At 41.1% G+C, this 16,467-nt stretch carries 14 protein-coding genes (1 of these 14 running past the window's edge); 8 read left to right on the top strand and 6 right to left on the bottom strand.

Annotation, left to right across the window (positions count from 1 at the left end):
• The first annotated feature begins 324 nt into the window (after window positions 1-324).
• From GDK41_RS18240 to GDK41_RS18210, 7 genes are all read left to right on the top strand, one after another.
• Complete coding sequence (locus tag GDK41_RS18240; protein ID WP_152087902.1) at window positions 325-1,581, top strand: efflux RND transporter periplasmic adaptor subunit; 1,257 nt, start codon at window positions 325-327, stop codon at window positions 1,579-1,581.
• Between the two features lie 41 nt (window positions 1,582-1,622).
• Complete coding sequence (locus GDK41_RS18235; protein WP_152087901.1) at window positions 1,623-2,327, top strand: ABC transporter ATP-binding protein; 705 nt, start codon at window positions 1,623-1,625, stop codon at window positions 2,325-2,327.
• Window positions 2,328-2,329: 2 nt separating this feature from the next.
• Entirely contained in the window at window positions 2,330-3,643 is a 1,314-nt protein-coding gene (locus GDK41_RS18230; protein WP_152087900.1) for an ABC transporter permease, read from the top strand.
• A gap of 11 nt (window positions 3,644-3,654) precedes the next feature.
• On the top strand, window positions 3,655-4,860 hold the full coding sequence (locus GDK41_RS18225) for an ABC transporter permease (protein WP_152087899.1): 1,206 nt from the start codon (window positions 3,655-3,657) through the stop codon (window positions 4,858-4,860).
• A 61-nt stretch (window positions 4,861-4,921) separates the two neighbouring features.
• Complete coding sequence (locus GDK41_RS18220; RefSeq protein WP_152088283.1) at window positions 4,922-6,262, top strand: sigma-54-dependent transcriptional regulator; 1,341 nt, start codon at window positions 4,922-4,924, stop codon at window positions 6,260-6,262.
• A 2-nt stretch (window positions 6,263-6,264) separates the two neighbouring features.
• Entirely contained in the window at window positions 6,265-7,620 is a 1,356-nt protein-coding gene (locus GDK41_RS18215) for a sensor histidine kinase (RefSeq protein WP_152087898.1), read from the top strand.
• Between the two features lie 376 nt (window positions 7,621-7,996).
• A complete protein-coding gene (locus tag GDK41_RS18210) occupies window positions 7,997-9,586 on the top strand; it encodes an alginate lyase family protein (RefSeq protein WP_152087897.1) in 1,590 nt (529 codons plus the stop codon).
• A 782-nt stretch (window positions 9,587-10,368) separates the two neighbouring features.
• Here GDK41_RS18210 and GDK41_RS18205 read toward each other — a convergent pair.
• The 3 genes from GDK41_RS18205 to GDK41_RS18195 all read right to left on the bottom strand — a co-directional run bounded on the left by GDK41_RS18205 (window position 10,369) and on the right by GDK41_RS18195 (window position 12,528).
• The gene (locus tag GDK41_RS18205) at window positions 10,369-10,851 is read right to left on the bottom strand and encodes a GNAT family N-acetyltransferase (RefSeq protein ID WP_152087896.1); all 483 of its coding nucleotides are present in this window, start codon (window positions 10,849-10,851) and stop codon (window positions 10,369-10,371) included.
• Window positions 10,852-11,238: 387 nt separating this feature from the next.
• Window positions 11,239-11,847 (bottom strand): glutathione S-transferase family protein, encoded by a 609-nt coding sequence (locus tag GDK41_RS18200; protein WP_152087895.1) that lies wholly within the window; start codon window positions 11,845-11,847, stop codon window positions 11,239-11,241.
• Window positions 11,848-11,856: 9 nt separating this feature from the next.
• A complete protein-coding gene (locus tag GDK41_RS18195; RefSeq protein WP_152087894.1) occupies window positions 11,857-12,528 on the bottom strand; it encodes a type 1 glutamine amidotransferase domain-containing protein in 672 nt (223 codons plus the stop codon).
• A 325-nt stretch (window positions 12,529-12,853) separates the two neighbouring features.
• Between GDK41_RS18195 and lexA the strand changes: the two genes are divergently transcribed.
• Complete coding sequence (lexA, locus tag GDK41_RS18190) at window positions 12,854-13,471, top strand: transcriptional repressor LexA (protein ID WP_152087893.1); 618 nt, start codon at window positions 12,854-12,856, stop codon at window positions 13,469-13,471.
• A 157-nt stretch (window positions 13,472-13,628) separates the two neighbouring features.
• Here lexA and GDK41_RS18185 read toward each other — a convergent pair whose 3' ends face one another.
• The 3 genes in view from GDK41_RS18185 to GDK41_RS18175 are tightly spaced (at most 2 nt apart) and all read right to left on the bottom strand, a layout consistent with a single transcriptional unit that may run on beyond the window.
• The gene (locus GDK41_RS18185; RefSeq protein ID WP_152087892.1) at window positions 13,629-14,549 is read right to left on the bottom strand and encodes a two-component system response regulator; all 921 of its coding nucleotides are present in this window, start codon (window positions 14,547-14,549) and stop codon (window positions 13,629-13,631) included.
• Window positions 14,542-14,958: a response regulator gene (locus tag GDK41_RS18180; RefSeq protein ID WP_152087891.1), complete on the bottom strand. Its 417-nt coding sequence runs from the start codon at window positions 14,956-14,958 to the stop codon at window positions 14,542-14,544. Before GDK41_RS18180 ends, GDK41_RS18185 begins: the two co-directional genes overlap by 8 nt.
• Window positions 14,959-14,960: 2 nt before the next feature.
• On the bottom strand, window positions 14,961-16,467 hold the 3' portion of the coding sequence (locus tag GDK41_RS18175; protein WP_152087890.1) for a PAS domain-containing sensor histidine kinase. Its footprint extends 1,184 nt past the window's final position; only the last 1,507 of its 2,691 coding nucleotides appear in the window; the start codon falls outside the window, past its right edge — the gene reads right to left on this strand; it ends in the stop codon at window positions 14,961-14,963.

The raw sequence follows: 16,467 nt of genomic DNA, 5'->3' as shown, positions 1-16,467 counted from the left end.
TTGCTCTAATAGTGCTGTTTTTTGCAATTGTTATTTTTTAACATTTGTCCCCATCTTTTTGTTTGCTATTCAGCTGCTATTTGAGTGTCCGAAGCGGACACTTTTTCTGTCCGCGGACACATTACTTTCGCCACTAAAAATTTAAACCTTTGATTTTAATATTTTTTATTTTTGGCACGCAAATGGAATAGAGAGTCTATCTAAATTGATTAGGAAAGGGATATGTTGCTTTGTTCACTATTTTTGTTGCCGCCAGTGATTATGCTGTGTGTAGCGGGTGCAATTAGCGTGGTTGAGCACTAAACCTTATAACGAGAAAGACTCATGATTAAAGATACCAGTGGACAAGATCAAGTTATTGTCACGAAAAGTAAGTTTGGTAAGCGCTTTGTAATTGTATCAGCTGCTGCAGTAGCAATCGCCACATCGGCATATGCTGTAGTAAATACGTCAAATGCACAGCACTCCTTAGCAAGTGATGAGGTAAAGTTTGCAACGGTTGAGCGTGGTGATTTAGTGAGAGATATCGCAGCTACAGGAAAGATTGTAGCTGCCAATGCCCCGCAAATTTATAGCCCTGAGCAGGGGGTTATTTCTTTGTTGGTAAAAGCGGGTGATAAAGTAGAAGTGGGACAGAATATCGCCAAAGTAGTGAGCCCTGAGTTGCAAAATGCTCTACAGCAGCAAAATTCAGAACTCCAGCGGTTAAAAGGAGAGCTTGAACGTAAAAAGTTAGAAGCTCGCCGAGAAACACTGAGTCTAAATAAATCACTCGATCTTGCGCAAGTGGAACTCAGTGCGGCTGAAAGAGAAAACCGTCGAGCGCAACTCTCGATTAAAAAAAGCCTGATCAGTCAAATTGATTTGGAAAAAGCAGTTGATGACTTATCTCGCGCCAAATTAACGTTTAAACATGCGAAGCAAGAAGTAGAGCTGGCAAAAGATACACTCGCGTTTGAACTTAAGTCGGCGCAAAGTACAGTGTTACGCCAGCAACTTGTAGTGACAGAGTTAGAGCGAAAAGTAAGTAACCTTGACATAAAAGCAACGGTGACAGGTATCGTTGGCAACCTATTAGTGCAACCTCAAGCGTTGGTGTCACAAAATCAAGCGCTCATGACTTTAGTTGACTTAACTGCGTTTGAGGCTCAGCTGCAAGTACCTGAAAGCTATGCTAATGAGCTCGGTTTGGGTATGCAAGTCTCACTAAAAATCGGCCTAAACGAAGTGATGGGAGAGCTCAGCGCTATCTCTCCTGAAGTCAACCAGCGAGAAGTAACGACACGTGTACGTTTTTCACAAGATGGGTTGAGTGGTATTCGACAGAACCAACGCCTATCTGCACGCATCTTATTAGAAAATAAGCAAAATGTATTAAAAGTTAAGCGAGGATCTTTTTTGCAAGCTGGCGGGGGCTTTGTATATCGCGTGAAAGATGGGCATGCATTTAAAACTGACGTTGCAATAGGTGCAGTCAGTATCAATGCAGTTGAAGTGACAGAAGGCCTGCAGGCTGGAGACAAAATAGTCATCTCAAGTTATGAGCCTTTTAAAAAGGCAGAGCAAATTATGCTGCGTTAGTGCAGCGCGAAACAATCGAATTAAAAATTAAGGAAGCTGACATGCTTACAATGAACAATATTAATAAAATATATCAGACAGATATGGTGCAAACACATGCTTTACGTGACTTTAATTTACAAGTAAACGAAGGTGAATTTATTGCGGTAACGGGCCCTTCAGGCTCAGGAAAAACCACCTTTTTAAATATTGCAGGGATGCTAGAGTCATTCACGACGGGTCAGTACTTACTAGATGGCGTAGATGTAGGTGGCCTTAATGATAATCAGCGAGCTGACCTTCGCAATCAAAAAATAGGCTTTATATTTCAGGGGTTCAACCTGATCCCAGACCTAAACTTGTTTGAAAATATTGAAGTGCCATTGCGTTATAGAGGCATTAAAGCCGCAGAACGCAAGCGTCGTGTAGAGCAACGTTTAGAACAAGTTGGGCTGGCAAGTCGTGCTAAACATTTGCCTCAACAGTTATCAGGGGGTCAGCAGCAAAGGGTGGCGATTGCCAGAGCGCTTGCAGGAGAACCGAGATTTTTATTGGCCGATGAACCGACCGGCAACCTTGACAGTTTAATGGCGCGTCAGGTTATGGAGCTTTTAGAACAAATTAACAGAGAAGGGGCGACCATTGTAATGGTGACGCACGATGCTGAATTGGCCCGCAGAACACCAAGAAATATTCAGGTGGTTGATGGGCAGCTAGCGGATTTCACCTTGTATCAAGGTAATCCAGCCAAAGTAGTAGGGGCATAACTATGTTTTTGCATTATATCGATCTGAGTTGGCGCAGCTTTAAGCGTACGCCGATGGTGAGTTTACTCATGGTGTTGGCGATAGCCATCGGTATTGGGGTCACCATGACAAGTTTATCGATTCATCACATGATGTCTAAAGATCCTATCCCGAAAAAAAGCGCTGTTTTGCATCACTTGCAATTACAGACTATGGATGAAGGTGAGACTTATTGGTCAAAGGATGACGTGCCTTTTCAGGTAACCTACAAAGATGCGATTAATTTGCAAAATGCAAATCTACCTTATTTGCGCTCAGCTATGTACAAAGCAGGGTTTTCGGTGCATTTAAATTCGCCAGAACAGAAGCCATTTGTAGAAGCCGTGCGGCTGTCATCTAAAGACATTTTTGAAATGTTTGACCTGCAATTTATACACGGGGGTACTTGGACACAACAGCAACAAGATGATATCGCTCCCGTCGCCGTTATTTCAAAAACGATTAATGAAAAGCTATTTAAAGGGCAAAACTCAATTGGCCAAAGTTTTTATTTAGATGATATTCGTGTGCAAGTTGTTGGTGTGATTGAAGACTGGGAAACACCTGTAAAATACTACGATACAAATAATGGTTCGTTTAATAGTGCCGAGCAGATATTTATTCCCATCACTTTAGGGGCGGCCCATGAAGTAGTCACTTGGGGTAATACCAATGGCTGGAAAGATGAGCCGGATGATACTTTTAAAGATTTATTGGTGTCAGAAAGCTTGTGGTTACAATTTTGGGTGCAATTGAATAACCAGCAAGAAAAAGAAGAGTTTGAGCGCTATTTGATGAGCTATATGCAGCAGCAGCAAGCACTTGGCCGATTTAATCGTGAACAGCTTAACTATAACCTTTTCGATGTGATGGAGCTAATGGAGTATAGGGGGGTAGTAAGAGAAGATAATAAAATCATGGTTACACTGAGCTTTATGTTTTTAGTAGTGTGTATTGCGAATATTTTAAGTCTTTTACTTGCAAAATTTTTACGAAGAGCATCAGAAGTTGGTGTGCGCAGAGCTTTGGGTGCTTCAAAGCGGCAGGTTTTTTATCAGCATTTAGTTGAAGTTTCTATGATTGGCTTAATGGGCGGTGTACTGGGAATTATCGTAGCACAAATAGGCTTATGGGGCGTTAGAATTAGCCATCGTGGCTATGGTGACCTTGCGAGTATGGATGTAACTATGTTGTTGTCAGCACCTGTTATCGCGATTTTGGCCTGTATGATAGCAGGGCTTTACCCTGCATGGGTTGTGTGTAAAACCACGCCAGCCATTCACTTGAAAAGTCAATAAGGGGCAATGTTATGTCTGAATTAAAGCCAATTTTTAATGCGCTATGTCGCACCAAAGTCGGGCCTATCTTATTGCTATTACAGATAGCTATTACGACAGCCATAGTGAGTAACTCGGCATTTATCATTAATGAAAAGCTAGCCTATCTAAACCAAGACACTGGCTATGTTGAAGAAAACATTTTTTCATTTCAAATGATGCATTTTGGCCAAAGTGTGGACTATTTGCGTCAATCGCAGATGGATGAAGCAAGGTTAAGAGAAATACCTGGCGTTGTAGATGCGGTGATGGCTAATTCGATTCCATTGAGTGGTGGCGGCGCTGCAAGCACATTTCGGTTAAAGCCGACAGGCGAAGAAAGTAAAGGTCTAAACTCGACAGTATTTGAAGCAAATGAGCACTTTCTTAATACATTGGGTGTAAAAATAATAGAGGGGCGTAATTTTACAGAGTCGGAAATTATGCTCACGACAGATTATTCAAAGTATCCAAGTATAGGGATCATTACCAAGGAAGTGGCAGATGAACTCTTTGAAAATGGTGACGCAATTGGAAAAACGCTTTATAGAGGTGATCACGCTATTCAAGTAATTGGTATTGCCGATATGATGAAGGGGCCATGGCTAAAGTCGGAACGAAAAGACCGCTCAGTGATTGTACCGTTTGTAACGGCCGAAAAGCTAACTCAGTTTATCGTCAGAACAGAGCAGGGCAGACGCGCTGAAGTTATGCAAAAAATTGAGCAGACAATGTTGGATTTAGACAGAGAAAGAGTGGTTGAAGACATACAAGGACTAGAGCAACTAAAAGCAGACTACGTTGCATCTGATAGGCTGACGATGCGTATGTTACTGGTGATGATTGTGGTACTCACTTTAATCACGGCCTTAGGGATTTTTGGTTTAACGCTATTTAACATTAGCAAACGAACCAAACAAATTGGCACGCGCAGAGCACTAGGTGCGAGAAAGTCAGACATTATTCGCTACTTTTTAATTGAAAACTGTTTGATTTCGGTGGTTGGACTGGTTGTTGGTTCTGGGGCTGCGTTATTGATGGCGCAACAGTTAATGAAACATTATTCGTTGTCGCAAATGCCTATTATTTATGTGACGGTAACTGCGTTAAGTGTGTTGTGCGTTAGTTTGCTTGCAGTAGTTGGACCGGCAAAGCGTGCTGCTAATATCTCGCCGAGTATCGCTACAAGAACCATATAACCTGTTAATAATGAATGTGCTACACTGGCCAAGGTGTAGCACATTGAAGTACAAGAATAACATGGGAAAAATACTCATTGTTGATGACAACCCGGCTATTTTAGAGGCGTTGTCGTTATTACTAGAAATACATGATTATGCGGTGGTGACTGCGCAAAATGCGTTTGAAGCACAACAAATGGTGCAATACCAAAATATAGCCCTTGTATTACAGGATATGAACTTTACAAGCGATACCACCTCGGGTGAAGAGGGTAAAACCCTGTTTTATCGCTTAAGAGAGATTAACCCTCATTTACCGATTATTCTTATTACCGCTTGGACCGAGCTTGAGACCGCAATAGAATTGGTTAAAGCAGGCGCGGCTGATTACATTGGCAAACCTTGGGATGACCAAAAACTGTTGACCAGCATTGCGAATTTAGTTGAACTGGGCAAGGCTCAAGCCAGCAATGCCAATTACAAGCGTCAGCAAGCAGAGCGAGAAGCCCCCAAGGCAGAAGCCAATTTGGCGGGGCTAGTGTATGCCAGTACTGCGATGGAGCGAATTGTAGATATGGCTTTGCAATTGGCAAAGTCAGATGTGTCGGTGCTTATTACAGGACCAAACGGAAGCGGTAAAGAGCGCATTGCTGAAATTATTCAAGCGAACTCGTTATTAAAAGATAAGCCCTTTCTTAAAGTGAATGCAGGCGCGCTGCCGCAAGAGTTGATTGAGGCTGAGCTGTTTGGCGCAGAAGCCGGTGCCTATACGGGTGCTAACAAGCAACGAATTGGGCGTTTTGAAGCGGCAGATGGCGGTACTTTATTTTTAGACGAGATTGGTAACTTACCCTTAGCTGGGCAAATGAAATTACTCAGAGTATTGCAAACTGGGGAGTTTGAGCGCTTAGGCTCGGTGCAAACACGTAAAGTAAATGTGCGGGTTATTTCGGCTACTAACGCCAATTTACTAAAAGACATTCAAAACGGACAATTTCGTGAAGACCTATATTACCGGCTGAATGTGATTGAACTGCAACTTCCTGCGCTATGTGAAAGACCTGATGATATTTTGCCTTTGGTTAATCATTTCTTACCAAATAGGCCGTTATCACATACGGCGCAGCTTGCGCTAACAGCTTACTCATGGCCAGGTAATGTGCGGGAGCTAGAAAACGCCTGCAAAAGGGCGGCGGTACTTAAGCCTGACGGTGAGTTAGGTGAGCAAGATTTTACACTACAAAACGATGCACCCCTTTATACTGCCAAGGCAGCCAAAACCAAGCAAGAACCCACGAAGCAAGAACTAGAAGAGGCCATGCGTGCGCATCAAGGTGTTATTGCTAAAGTTGCACGCCATTTTGGTATGACGCGGCAAGCTTTGTATCGGCGTTTACAAAAGTTTGAGATTGAGTATTAAGTATGGTTTTTAAACTGCCCGAGTTGTCTTTGGTAAATAAAATTACGCTAAGCATGCTGGTGGTGGTGACTTTGTGCGTGGCACTTACACTGATCTTTATAGGTTTGCCACTTGCTCATGCTTTAGTCATTTTGGTATTGGCGATAACCTTGAGCGCAATTGTTTCAAGCTTTGTTTGCGCCCCAATAAGACAAGGCCTAGAAGCCCTTGAACTAGGCTTACATAATTTTAAAGACGGCGAGTTTTCAAACAACCTTGCCTATCAAAGCAATGACCAACTGGGTCGCTTATGCCAGTTATATAATCAAACCGCAGAACAACTGAGAAAAGAAAAACAGTGGATTTATCAACGTGAGCTGATGCTTGATAAAGTGCTAGAGAGCTCACCCCAAGCGTTGGTGTTGGTTAATAGTAATAACATTGTGGTGTTTAGCAACCTAAGCGCACGTGGTTTATTGCAATCGAGCACTCATCTTGAAGGCATAAGCTTATCGCAGGCTTTAGAACAAGCGCCACCGGAATTAAAGCAAGCTATTAACTCAGGTCAAGATGGGTTGTTTAATATGCTTAGCGAACAAGAAGAAGTGCAAACGTGGCACTTAGCAACCGGGCAGTTTTTATTAAATAATCAAGAGCATAAGCTTTTTATTTTTAAGCAGCTTACGCGAGAGTTGAATCGTCAAGAAGTCGCGGTATGGAAAAAAGTAATACGCATTATCAGCCATGAACTAAATAACTCCTTGGGCCCAATGTCATCAATGCTACACAGTGGGAAAATTCTGACCAGTCAGCTTGATGAACCAAGATTACAGCGGGTATTTTCAACCATTGAAGAGCGTATTAAACACCTGAGCGAATTTGTTCAAGGTTATGGAAAATTCGCCAAATTACCCCAACCCAAACTGGCCGAAATTGACTGGCAACAGCTGGTTAGTGAACTGGCTGAGCAGTGGCAATTTAACAGCCAACTCACCCTACCCGTAACCCCCTGTTTTGCAGATATTATGCAGCTGCAACAACTGCTGATTAACCTGCTAAAAAACGCCCATGAATCAGGCTCTGCTGCTGATAAAGTCAGTTTGAGTATTGAGCAATACGGGCAAGGCATGATGATAAGTGTTACAGATGAGGGGCAGGGTATGAGCGAACAAGTCATGGCCAATGCGCTTGTGCCTTTTTATTCAACCAAGACATCTGGCAGTGGCTTAGGCCTTGCACTGTGCCGAGAAATCGTAGAAGCGCACCATGGTTACTTGAGCTTGCACAATGCAAGCAATATCAAAAGCAACACAATCGGCTTACTGGTAAAAGTGTTCATTCCATTTGGTAAGCCATCTGCAGGTCAATTTAGCGAGTAGGTCAGTTAAGTAGTGTAGTTACTTAACTGGGCTGTAACTCTCAGCACCATCAAATATCATAACGTCACATATGGCCATACAAGGCATTTAAAAAAACGCTACTTGTGTGACGGTCCTCTCACCGCTTTTATTGTATTTAATTACCAAATCAAAGCTGAAAAAGTGGCAGTGAAAGGCTTACATTTAATTGCAAAAAAAGAAATTAAATTTGGATTTGGGAGGGGGTAGGTTCCGTTAAAGCTCTTGTTTTTTTAGCGGCAAGTAAGTCTATTGTCCTGTAAATTGCAATTAATTTACTTTTAAAATAGCTCAGTCTAAGTGAATCGTATAAAATGGCCGCGATTTAAGCCTTAGAAAAGTAGAGTGAGATTAGCAAATGAATAAGAGTTACTTATTGCTCATAGCAAGTGTGTTACTTGCCGCTTGTGGTGGCGGTAGCGAAAGTAATGGCCCCAGCGATGGCGGTGTTGAAACAACTCCCCCGATCACAAAAGATACATCGGCTCCGACAATAACGGCACCTAGCGATCTTGTTGTAGATGCAGATACGCAGAGTGGAATGACTGCGAGCTCACAACAAATTGTTGATTTTATTAACTCAGTGACGGCGACAGACAACAGCGGTACAGTGACTATCTCGCATAACATTCCGCAGGTTATTCCATTTGGCACGTTTGAGGCTGTTTTCACTGCTGCGGATCCAAGTGGTAATAAAGCGACAGCGTCGGTTGAGATATTTGTTGACGAATTCCCTGGTACGTTTTTAGAGCCTGGCTCTAACTGGGTGGCAGTGTGTGGCCTCGAAGGAGAAGTTAACAATACCGATTATGGCTGTGAATTGAAAAAGTTCTCAAACTATGGATACGGAAGGTTAACCGATTATACCGTTGTGAACTCTGCTGTGCTTCATGTTGATGAACGTGCCAGACAGCTTGAGTTATCTAGCGCAACCGAGCAGCAAATGTTTGAGCTTTGCCCAGTTGATTTGTTTCCAATAGGCAGGTTGGTGTCGTCTTCTGATGTTTCACAAAACAATACTGAGGTGTTTAGCAACGGCCTATCCGAACTATCTAATAGTATGACTTTTGAAAGAGTAAATGCCGTTTATCGCGCAGAACAAAGTTCATTCGATACCATGCTGTCGAACTTTTCTGTATGGGCCAATTATGCACCTATGTCTGATATCGATGCGGTTGATGGTGTTGAAAGAGTTAATTTGAGATATGCACTACCGTCTACAGTCATAGCTTGGCATTCATTAAAATCTCACCGAGACATTGAATTACCTCAACTTGAGGCGATACAAAACTTCTTCGAGCAGTGGGCTCAAAAAATATATGTATCTCAAGCTCATGCGATAGGTTCAGATATGCCGACGCTATTAGAGCAAGGTAACATAGGCTGGTTAGGTGATTTGGGTCTAATGATGCTGGGAGTGACAGAAAATAACGATGACTACTTTAGAAGAGGTATTGCGCGCTATTTTATGATTTTAGATAAACAAGTTAGAGCTGATGGCTCAATAGTTTTTGAATCACAGCGAGGAGACTCTGCGCTAGGTTATTCTACATCAGCGCTCGCGTCTGTCATTATGATGGCAGAGGTTGCAGCGATGCAGGGTTATGACCTGTATTCGGTTGAGATAGATGGCAAATCAATAGAGACGATGATTGACTTCAATTTAAGGGCTTACTCTGATAACGAGCTGTATCACCAGTATACTCAATATCAAAACCCATTTTTTGCCTCGCCGGAGCAATTAAAAAATTGGAACAACCAAACCTATGAGAATTTTGATTTAGAAACCAATCAGTTTTTACTGTCGGCTTTGGAAGCCTATAAAAGAAGATTTCCAAATAGTGCAATGACAGCTTTGGCTAAATCGATGTTCCCTGAGAGCGAGTATGTAAGGTTTGTTGAAACCTCAAATGGTGGCATTCACACGTGTGACTATCGAAAACTGTAAATGTGTAATACCAATCCGCTTAACTAAGTGGCCTTTTTAGGTTATGAAATCTTGTTGGTAGCTGGGCAAAAATTTTGTTATTTATTTGTTTTAAATGAGAAACTTTTAACGCTAGCCGCATTGTATTTTACCTTTGAAAAGAATAACAGTTATTGCGGGTTGGTATAACTCAAGGCTTTGAAAAATTAGCTCGTTTAGGAAAGGTCGATACGCAAAGGGCCGATGAGTAGTTGATAGGGGCAGGGATTCGCTGCGATTATCTAAACGAACGAGCAACGGCAGTAAGCTGAAATAGGCTGTTATACCGATTTACCGAAAAGTATTGACCACTAAACCCAGTCTAAAGATAAATATGATCCTTTTCTTGAGCGCTCTTTAATTTCTAGTCCAATGTTTAGTTCATTTAGTGAATGTTGAATCTCGGAAAGGCTATCAGCACCAATATGTTTATCTATTAAAATTTTTAAAGGTGACAAAGTGCTATCCTTTTCAGTGTTTACCAGACAGCTTATTCTCTACCATTTTAGTGGTTCATAACCCCCTAAAATTGCGGATACTACATTGCCTTATAATTCCACTCAAAATTCTGTTTATAAACAACAAACAAAAATAGCCAAAATCGCGGCTTGCTTCTTTATTCTCAAACAGCGACTAATAATGTTATTAGACAAAATCACAAGCTGCATATCAGATTAGATTTTAGCTAGCTTGTCGACACTTTAAGCGCTTAGCTGTAAACCAATTCATCGCGTGGTATGCACTGTATTTGGGTCCTAATTTAACTAAACCAGAAACTTATGCATAATATGACTATCGACATACCCCAACTGTGGGTGCTTATAGGCTTTGGGAATTGTACCTATAATGCTATAACCAAGTCTTTGCCATAAACGTATAGCACCTTCATTGGTGCTTACCACGCTGTTAAATTGCATGGCTTCAAATCCCATTTCTTTGGCTATACGTTGCGAGTGTTCACAGAGCTTTTGCGCAATACCTTGGCCTCTTGCGGCTTCGCTGACCATATAGCCACAATTACAAATATGACTGCTTGGGCCCATGGCGTTAGCTTTGAGGTAATACGTGCCTAAAACTACACCGTCAACTTTATAAGCAAAAGCTTTGAGTGGTGATTGGCACCAAAGTTGATAAGCCTCTTCAAATGACATGTTTGAGTCAAATGCGTAGGTTTGCTGTGCTTGTATGATGTTTTTAAAGGTGGGCCAAAAGTTGCGAAAGTCTTTTTGTGTTATTGCGGTGATCATATTCTCTTCCTAAAAACCATTCTGTTTTGCCAATGCTGATTGTTTGCCTGTAATGGGTTCTTAAACAAGTTCAGAATGACGCTAAGCGAGTACCGAGTGACGAAATGGGTGTGCAATAACAGCACAGTACTCAAGCATGCCCCCGTTAGTTATCGGCTAAAGTGAGGACCTCACATACAAGCAGCGTTACTCAGTGTGATAATCAATACCACTTTTAGGGGTATTTTGCACGGTTGTTTGAAGACAATGCGCCTTTGACTATTTTGCAAACACAATAGGTCCAAAGCAAATCAAAACGCCAGCATTTATAAATGAAAAACTCGCGCTCTGTACATAACAGCGTCGCGAGTTTAAACCTTTAAAACTGAATAATGAAAACTTAACTCATTAGCCAAACGCGCGGGCTTTTTTATACGCTTCTCTACTTTGCATATCACCAAGATAGCGGGTGATATTATCGTGCCCTTCAAGTAAATTTAAGCTATCGGCGATTTCTAACGAAATTGTCATCATAATATCAGCGGCAGAAAACTGCTCGCCAGCGAAGTAGTTTTGCTTTGCAAGCACATTATCTATATATGAGAAATCTAGGTTTAACTCTTTGCTGATATAACCATCCATCGGTTTGGTGCCATCTCGCTGTTCCATGTTCATAAGTAAACGGGCAATAATTGGCAAGCCTAAAGACCCTTCAGCAAAGTGCAGCCACTCTAAGTATTGAAAGTATGCTTTGGAACCCTTCTCTGGGCGCAAATACTCACTTGGTGCTTGATCAAGAATATACTCAATGATTGCGCCCGACTCGCAAAGCACCAAACCATTATGTTCAATAATAGGTGCTTTGCTTAGTGGGTGAACTTTTGCCAAGCTTGCTGGGGCCAAACGCGTTGCGCTATCACGTTCGTGCCGCTCAACTTCGTAGGGCAGGCCAAGCTCTTCTAATAGCCATAAAATTCGCGTTGAGCGAGATTGATTTAGGTGGTGTACTTTTATCATTTTCAGCTCTTATGACAATAGCTTTACTAAAGCTTCGCCCACAGCATGAGCGCTTGTTGGATTTTGGCCTGTAATGACACGGTCATCTTCAATTACAAATTCACCCCAAGGTTGTACTTTGCTGTATTTTGCTGCGTTACGAGTGAGCGATTCTTCTAATAAGAATGGAATATCATTAATAGTGCCAAAGTCTATTTCTTCTTCTCGGGTAAATGCGGTAACGTGTTTGTTAGCAAGTAAAGGCTCACCATTGCTTAATGTAATTGGTAATAATGCCGCTGGGCCATGGCATACTGCTGCAATGATACCGCCCGCTTCATAATGTTTTGCTGCCATGCCCCCAATGTCTTTATTGATTGCTAAGTCAGATAATAAGCCAAAGCCACCCGGGTAGAAAATCGCATCATAATCTTCAATATTCACCTGTGAAGCGACTAAGGTATTGTCGATCTGTGCTTTGAACGAAGAGTCACTTAATACTTGGCTATTCACGTCATCGCCTTCGATGTCTGTGCCGTAAAGAGGCGCCTTGCCACCTTGTATAGAGGCAATATCAAACGCAATGCTGTTGCTGTTCAATACATGAACCACGTGCGTTAGTTCTGGAGCATAGGTACCATTTGCCTGTTCTGTAGTGCCTAGTGTTGCATGGTTAGTAACTGGAATAAGTACTTTTTTCATAATGATTACCTTTGTATAAACGCCATCGACAATGAGATGAATCTCACACTATATTGATCTTTTAAAAATAACAATGAGTAGGCATGGCGAAACACTTTTGCTGTATAGCAAAAATAACATCGAGCAGACGTTATTAAGGTTCAAATACAGCTGATAAACGTGGTCAGTCGATAAAAAAACAGAGACCGTACCTTTTTGTATAAAAGGAATTTAAAAGCATATTGTTAGTTTAGAAATAATACTTTGATATTTCCCCTTCACCCATTGCGATTTTCTATTAACTGTATATACTCACAGTAAATGTACTGTATGGAAAACCAGTTGTATGCGTCCACTTACAAAAAGACAAGAACAAGTATTTGAACTAATCAAGGTGTTTATTAAAGATACGGGAATGCCTCCGACTCGAGCTGAGATTGCAGAAGCACTAGGGTTTAAAAGCGCGAATGCAGCCGAAGAGCACTTGAAGGCGCTAGCCAAAAAAGGTGTGATTGAAATGGTGCCTGGTGCGAGCCGTGGGATTAGATTAGTTGAAGAAATAGAGAAAGAAGATCCAGGACTACCTCTGATTGGGCGCGTAGCTGCTGGGGAGCCGATTTTAGCGCAGCAGCATGTAGAAACGCATTGCCAAATTGATGCTCACTTATTTAAACCAGCAGCCGATTACTTACTCAGAGTAAATGGTATGAGTATGAAGGATATAGGTATTTTAGACGGAGATTTGCTAGCAGTTCACAGTACTAAAGTTGCAGAAAATGGTCAGGTTGTTGTTGCTAGAGTTGAAGATGAAGTAACTGTTAAAAGATTGGAGAAGGCGGGGAAAAAAGTGCTTTTACATGCTGAAAATGAAGAGTTTTCGCCAATCACTGTTGATTTGGAGTATCAGTCTTTTGAGATTGAGGGCCTTGCTGTCGGCATTATTCGAAATAATAGCTGGGTTTGATATTGCAGAAGTTTTTTGATCGTGCTCCGAGTATTTGATACAGAGATATATTGACGAGCCTCATCCAATATCTATTTATGATGGCTTTTTATGGCCCTGCATAGCTCTACTGAAAGCGTGATGGAAAGCAGCTGATATTTACGATGATATGTGTTCGTCAATCTTTGTCCTTGCATATTCGAAAAGGTTTTCCCGCTTCTTTTGCTTCATACATCGAGGCATCGGCGTTTTGTATTAATTTGCTTTCGGTTTCGCCATCATCAGGAAAGAGTACCGCGCCTATACTCACTTCTAGGTGTATTTCATGGATTTGATTGTTGCTTCCTTCGATGCAGTAATTATCGGCAAGTAAGCTATACTTGTGCTGTGCCAGTTTCATGAGTTGGTTTTTGTCCGCTATATGTGGCGCGATTATAACGAACTCGTCTCCACCATACCTGGCTACAAAATCAGATGTTCGACGAAACATTTTTAGTTTCGCAGCAATGCCTCTTAAGAGCTGATCTCCAGCTTGATGCCCTAACTCATCATTAACGGCTTTAAAGTTATCTAAATCGATAAACAGCAAACCAAAACTTGTATCGTACCTGATAGCATCTTGAACATACTTATGTAGTTCGTTATCGAATGAGCCTCGGTTATTGAGCATAGTGAGTTTATCCATTACAACCATATTCTCTAGATTACGCTGCAATTCGAATCTCTCTTTTGAAAAAATGATTGTTCTAGCTAACAGAGAACTCGTTAGTTCATGTTTTGGAATGTAATCTTGAGCACCTAACTGGATGGTTTGCTCTCCAATTCTCTCATTTGAGTCGCCAGTGAGCACAACGATGGGAATGTTTGGCACGAAGTGTTTGACGGTAATAAGAGTGTTGAGCCCTGAGCTGTCTGGTAAATTGAGGTCAATGAGCAGAATGTCAGGTGAACATTGCCGTGTAGCTAATTTTAATGTAGCAAGGTTTTTTAAAGACTTAAGCTTAAACTGATGACGCCCATTATGGTTCACGAGGAACTGCTGTATTAAGTAAATATCATCTTCATTATCTTCTAAAAGATAAATTAGCCATTTATTCATTGTTGCTCCTAGCAAAGTGATTGTAAGTGAACCAGTATTTAGTAAGCACTTCGAGCAGCTCAATTAGGTCAACTACCTTACTAGGTTTTGTTATATATGACTTGGCGCCTAACGAGAAAGCGTGTTCAATATCAGAAGGCTGACTCGATGTTGTGTAACTAATTATACATAACTTATTGACCAAGCCCCTTTGCTTAATGTGCTTTAAGGCTTCTAGCCCCCCCATTTTTGGCATGTTTAAGTCTACAAGATAGAGCTTATCTCCCTTGAGACCGTGAGTATCTATATATTCCAAAAGCTGTTCACCATTTTGTAATACGATCAGATTTGGCTTTGGAGTAATGTATTCACATGCAGTTGTAAATAGGTAAACATCATCGGTGTCGTCATCCACTAATACTATATCCATACTTACCCCCGAGTGCTTGGTAGGTTAATAATAAAAGTGGTACCGTTACTCTTGTGACTTCGACACGCAATACTCCCGTTATGCAGTTTTATTATTTCTTTGCACATAGCTAATCCGATACCACTGCCTGAATATGTTACTCCATTGTCTAACCGTTTAAATGGCTCAAAGATACTCTGCCAATATGGTTCCTGAATGCCTATACCATTGTCTTGGTAATATATGATGATTTGATTGTCTCTAAGTTCGCTAAATACTTTTATTCTTGGTGTTATATCGCTCTCGATGAATTTAAGGCTATTTGCGATGAGGTTTTGGAACACCTGAACGAAGAGAGAGTTGTCTACTTCTAGAAGCTGATCTGGCGTGTCTACGGTAATTTGAGCTTTAGTTTCCTCAATCGCACAGCTGATCTGCTCGCATGTATCATCGATAAGGTTGCCTAAGGTTGTCTCGATAGGAATTAGTTTCTGTGATTGTAATCTAGATAATTTGAGTAAAGCTTGTATCATTACGCGCATTTTATCTGAAGCTTCAATGAGTCGAGACATTTCAAATTGCGCGTTTTCATCATTGCCAATGTAATTTTTTAATCTAACAGATAAACTATCAGTGAAAGCAATGATCTTTCTTAAAGGCTCTTGAAGATCATGAGAAGCTAGAAAAGCGAAGTGCTCTAAATTTTCATTTGATGACTTGAGCTTTTGCAATAGTTGGTCTTGCTCTGTTATATCGACAAAAGTACCCAGAAGTACTGTTGGCGTTCCATTTTTACTTCTAGTAATTATTGTGTGTACGGCGCTGCAACTAATCCAATGCCCATTCTTATGTTTTAAACGATATTTGATAGGTATGAGTTGCTGCTCTTTGCTTATAAGCACTTCATCAAAATGAACAATTAATTGTTGTTCGTCTTCTGGATGTACAAGCTCATTCAGTGTTATATTTTTTAAATCGCCAATTGTGTAACCTAAAAGATCAGTATAACGTTGATTAATTTGTATATTTCGCCTTTCTTTAATGTCGTAAAGATATAAACCACATACTGCGGAGTTGATTATTTGCTCCAAGAATGTACGGTTATGCTCAAGCTCCTGTTCTGCTAGTTTGCGAGCGGTGATATCTATGGCGGTCCCCACGATTTTTACAACGTTATTTTTTGGGTCAAGTATTGGGTAAAGAGTTGTTTGGTACCACTTTTCTTCGTTTTTACTAGGTAGTGTTTCTATATACTCCAGAGGTAACTTACGCTCACAGCATAGTAAGTAATTATTTCTTATTCTATTTATAACATCGTTGCTAAGTACAGACGAGCCTATTTCCGACAAGCGCTTGTTCATAATATCTTGTGGTGAAACGCCCATACTTTCACATGCGGCATGGTTTGACTGGAGGAACTTAAAATCTTGATATTGTTCTACTTTTAATAGCCATATCGCTTGGTTCGCACCATCGAACAAACAATTAAGAATATTTGTTTTTTCTGCTACTTGAGATTCAAGCTGTTTA

Source organism: Pseudoalteromonas sp. A25, assembly GCF_009176705.1.
Lineage (GTDB): Bacteria > Pseudomonadota > Gammaproteobacteria > Enterobacterales > Alteromonadaceae > Pseudoalteromonas.
This window is presented reverse-complemented; position numbering and strand designations above follow the sequence as displayed.

Bases quoted from the DNA above. Each gene is read 5' to 3' on its own strand.
- GDK41_RS18185 (WP_152087892.1), bottom strand. From the start codon at position 14,549: ATGAATAAATGGCTAATTTATCTTTTAGAAGATAATGAAGATGATATT.
- lexA (WP_152087893.1), top strand. From the start codon at position 12,854: ATGCGTCCACTTACAAAAAGACAAGAACAAGTATTTGAACTAATCAAG.
- GDK41_RS18240 (WP_152087902.1), top strand. From the start codon at position 325: ATGATTAAAGATACCAGTGGACAAGATCAAGTTATTGTCACGAAAAGT.
- GDK41_RS18205 (WP_152087896.1), bottom strand. From the start codon at position 10,851: ATGATCACCGCAATAACACAAAAAGACTTTCGCAACTTTTGGCCCACC.
- GDK41_RS18215 (WP_152087898.1), top strand. From the start codon at position 6,265: ATGGTTTTTAAACTGCCCGAGTTGTCTTTGGTAAATAAAATTACGCTA.
- GDK41_RS18225 (WP_152087899.1), top strand. From the start codon at position 3,655: ATGTCTGAATTAAAGCCAATTTTTAATGCGCTATGTCGCACCAAAGTC.
- GDK41_RS18195 (WP_152087894.1), bottom strand. From the start codon at position 12,528: ATGAAAAAAGTACTTATTCCAGTTACTAACCATGCAACACTAGGCACT.
- GDK41_RS18235 (WP_152087901.1), top strand. From the start codon at position 1,623: ATGCTTACAATGAACAATATTAATAAAATATATCAGACAGATATGGTG.
- GDK41_RS18210 (WP_152087897.1), top strand. From the start codon at position 7,997: ATGAATAAGAGTTACTTATTGCTCATAGCAAGTGTGTTACTTGCCGCT.
- GDK41_RS18200 (WP_152087895.1), bottom strand. From the start codon at position 11,847: ATGATAAAAGTACACCACCTAAATCAATCTCGCTCAACGCGAATTTTA.
- GDK41_RS18230 (WP_152087900.1), top strand. From the start codon at position 2,330: ATGTTTTTGCATTATATCGATCTGAGTTGGCGCAGCTTTAAGCGTACG.
- GDK41_RS18180 (WP_152087891.1), bottom strand. From the start codon at position 14,958: ATGGATATAGTATTAGTGGATGACGACACCGATGATGTTTACCTATTT.
- GDK41_RS18220 (WP_152088283.1), top strand. From the start codon at position 4,922: ATGGGAAAAATACTCATTGTTGATGACAACCCGGCTATTTTAGAGGCG.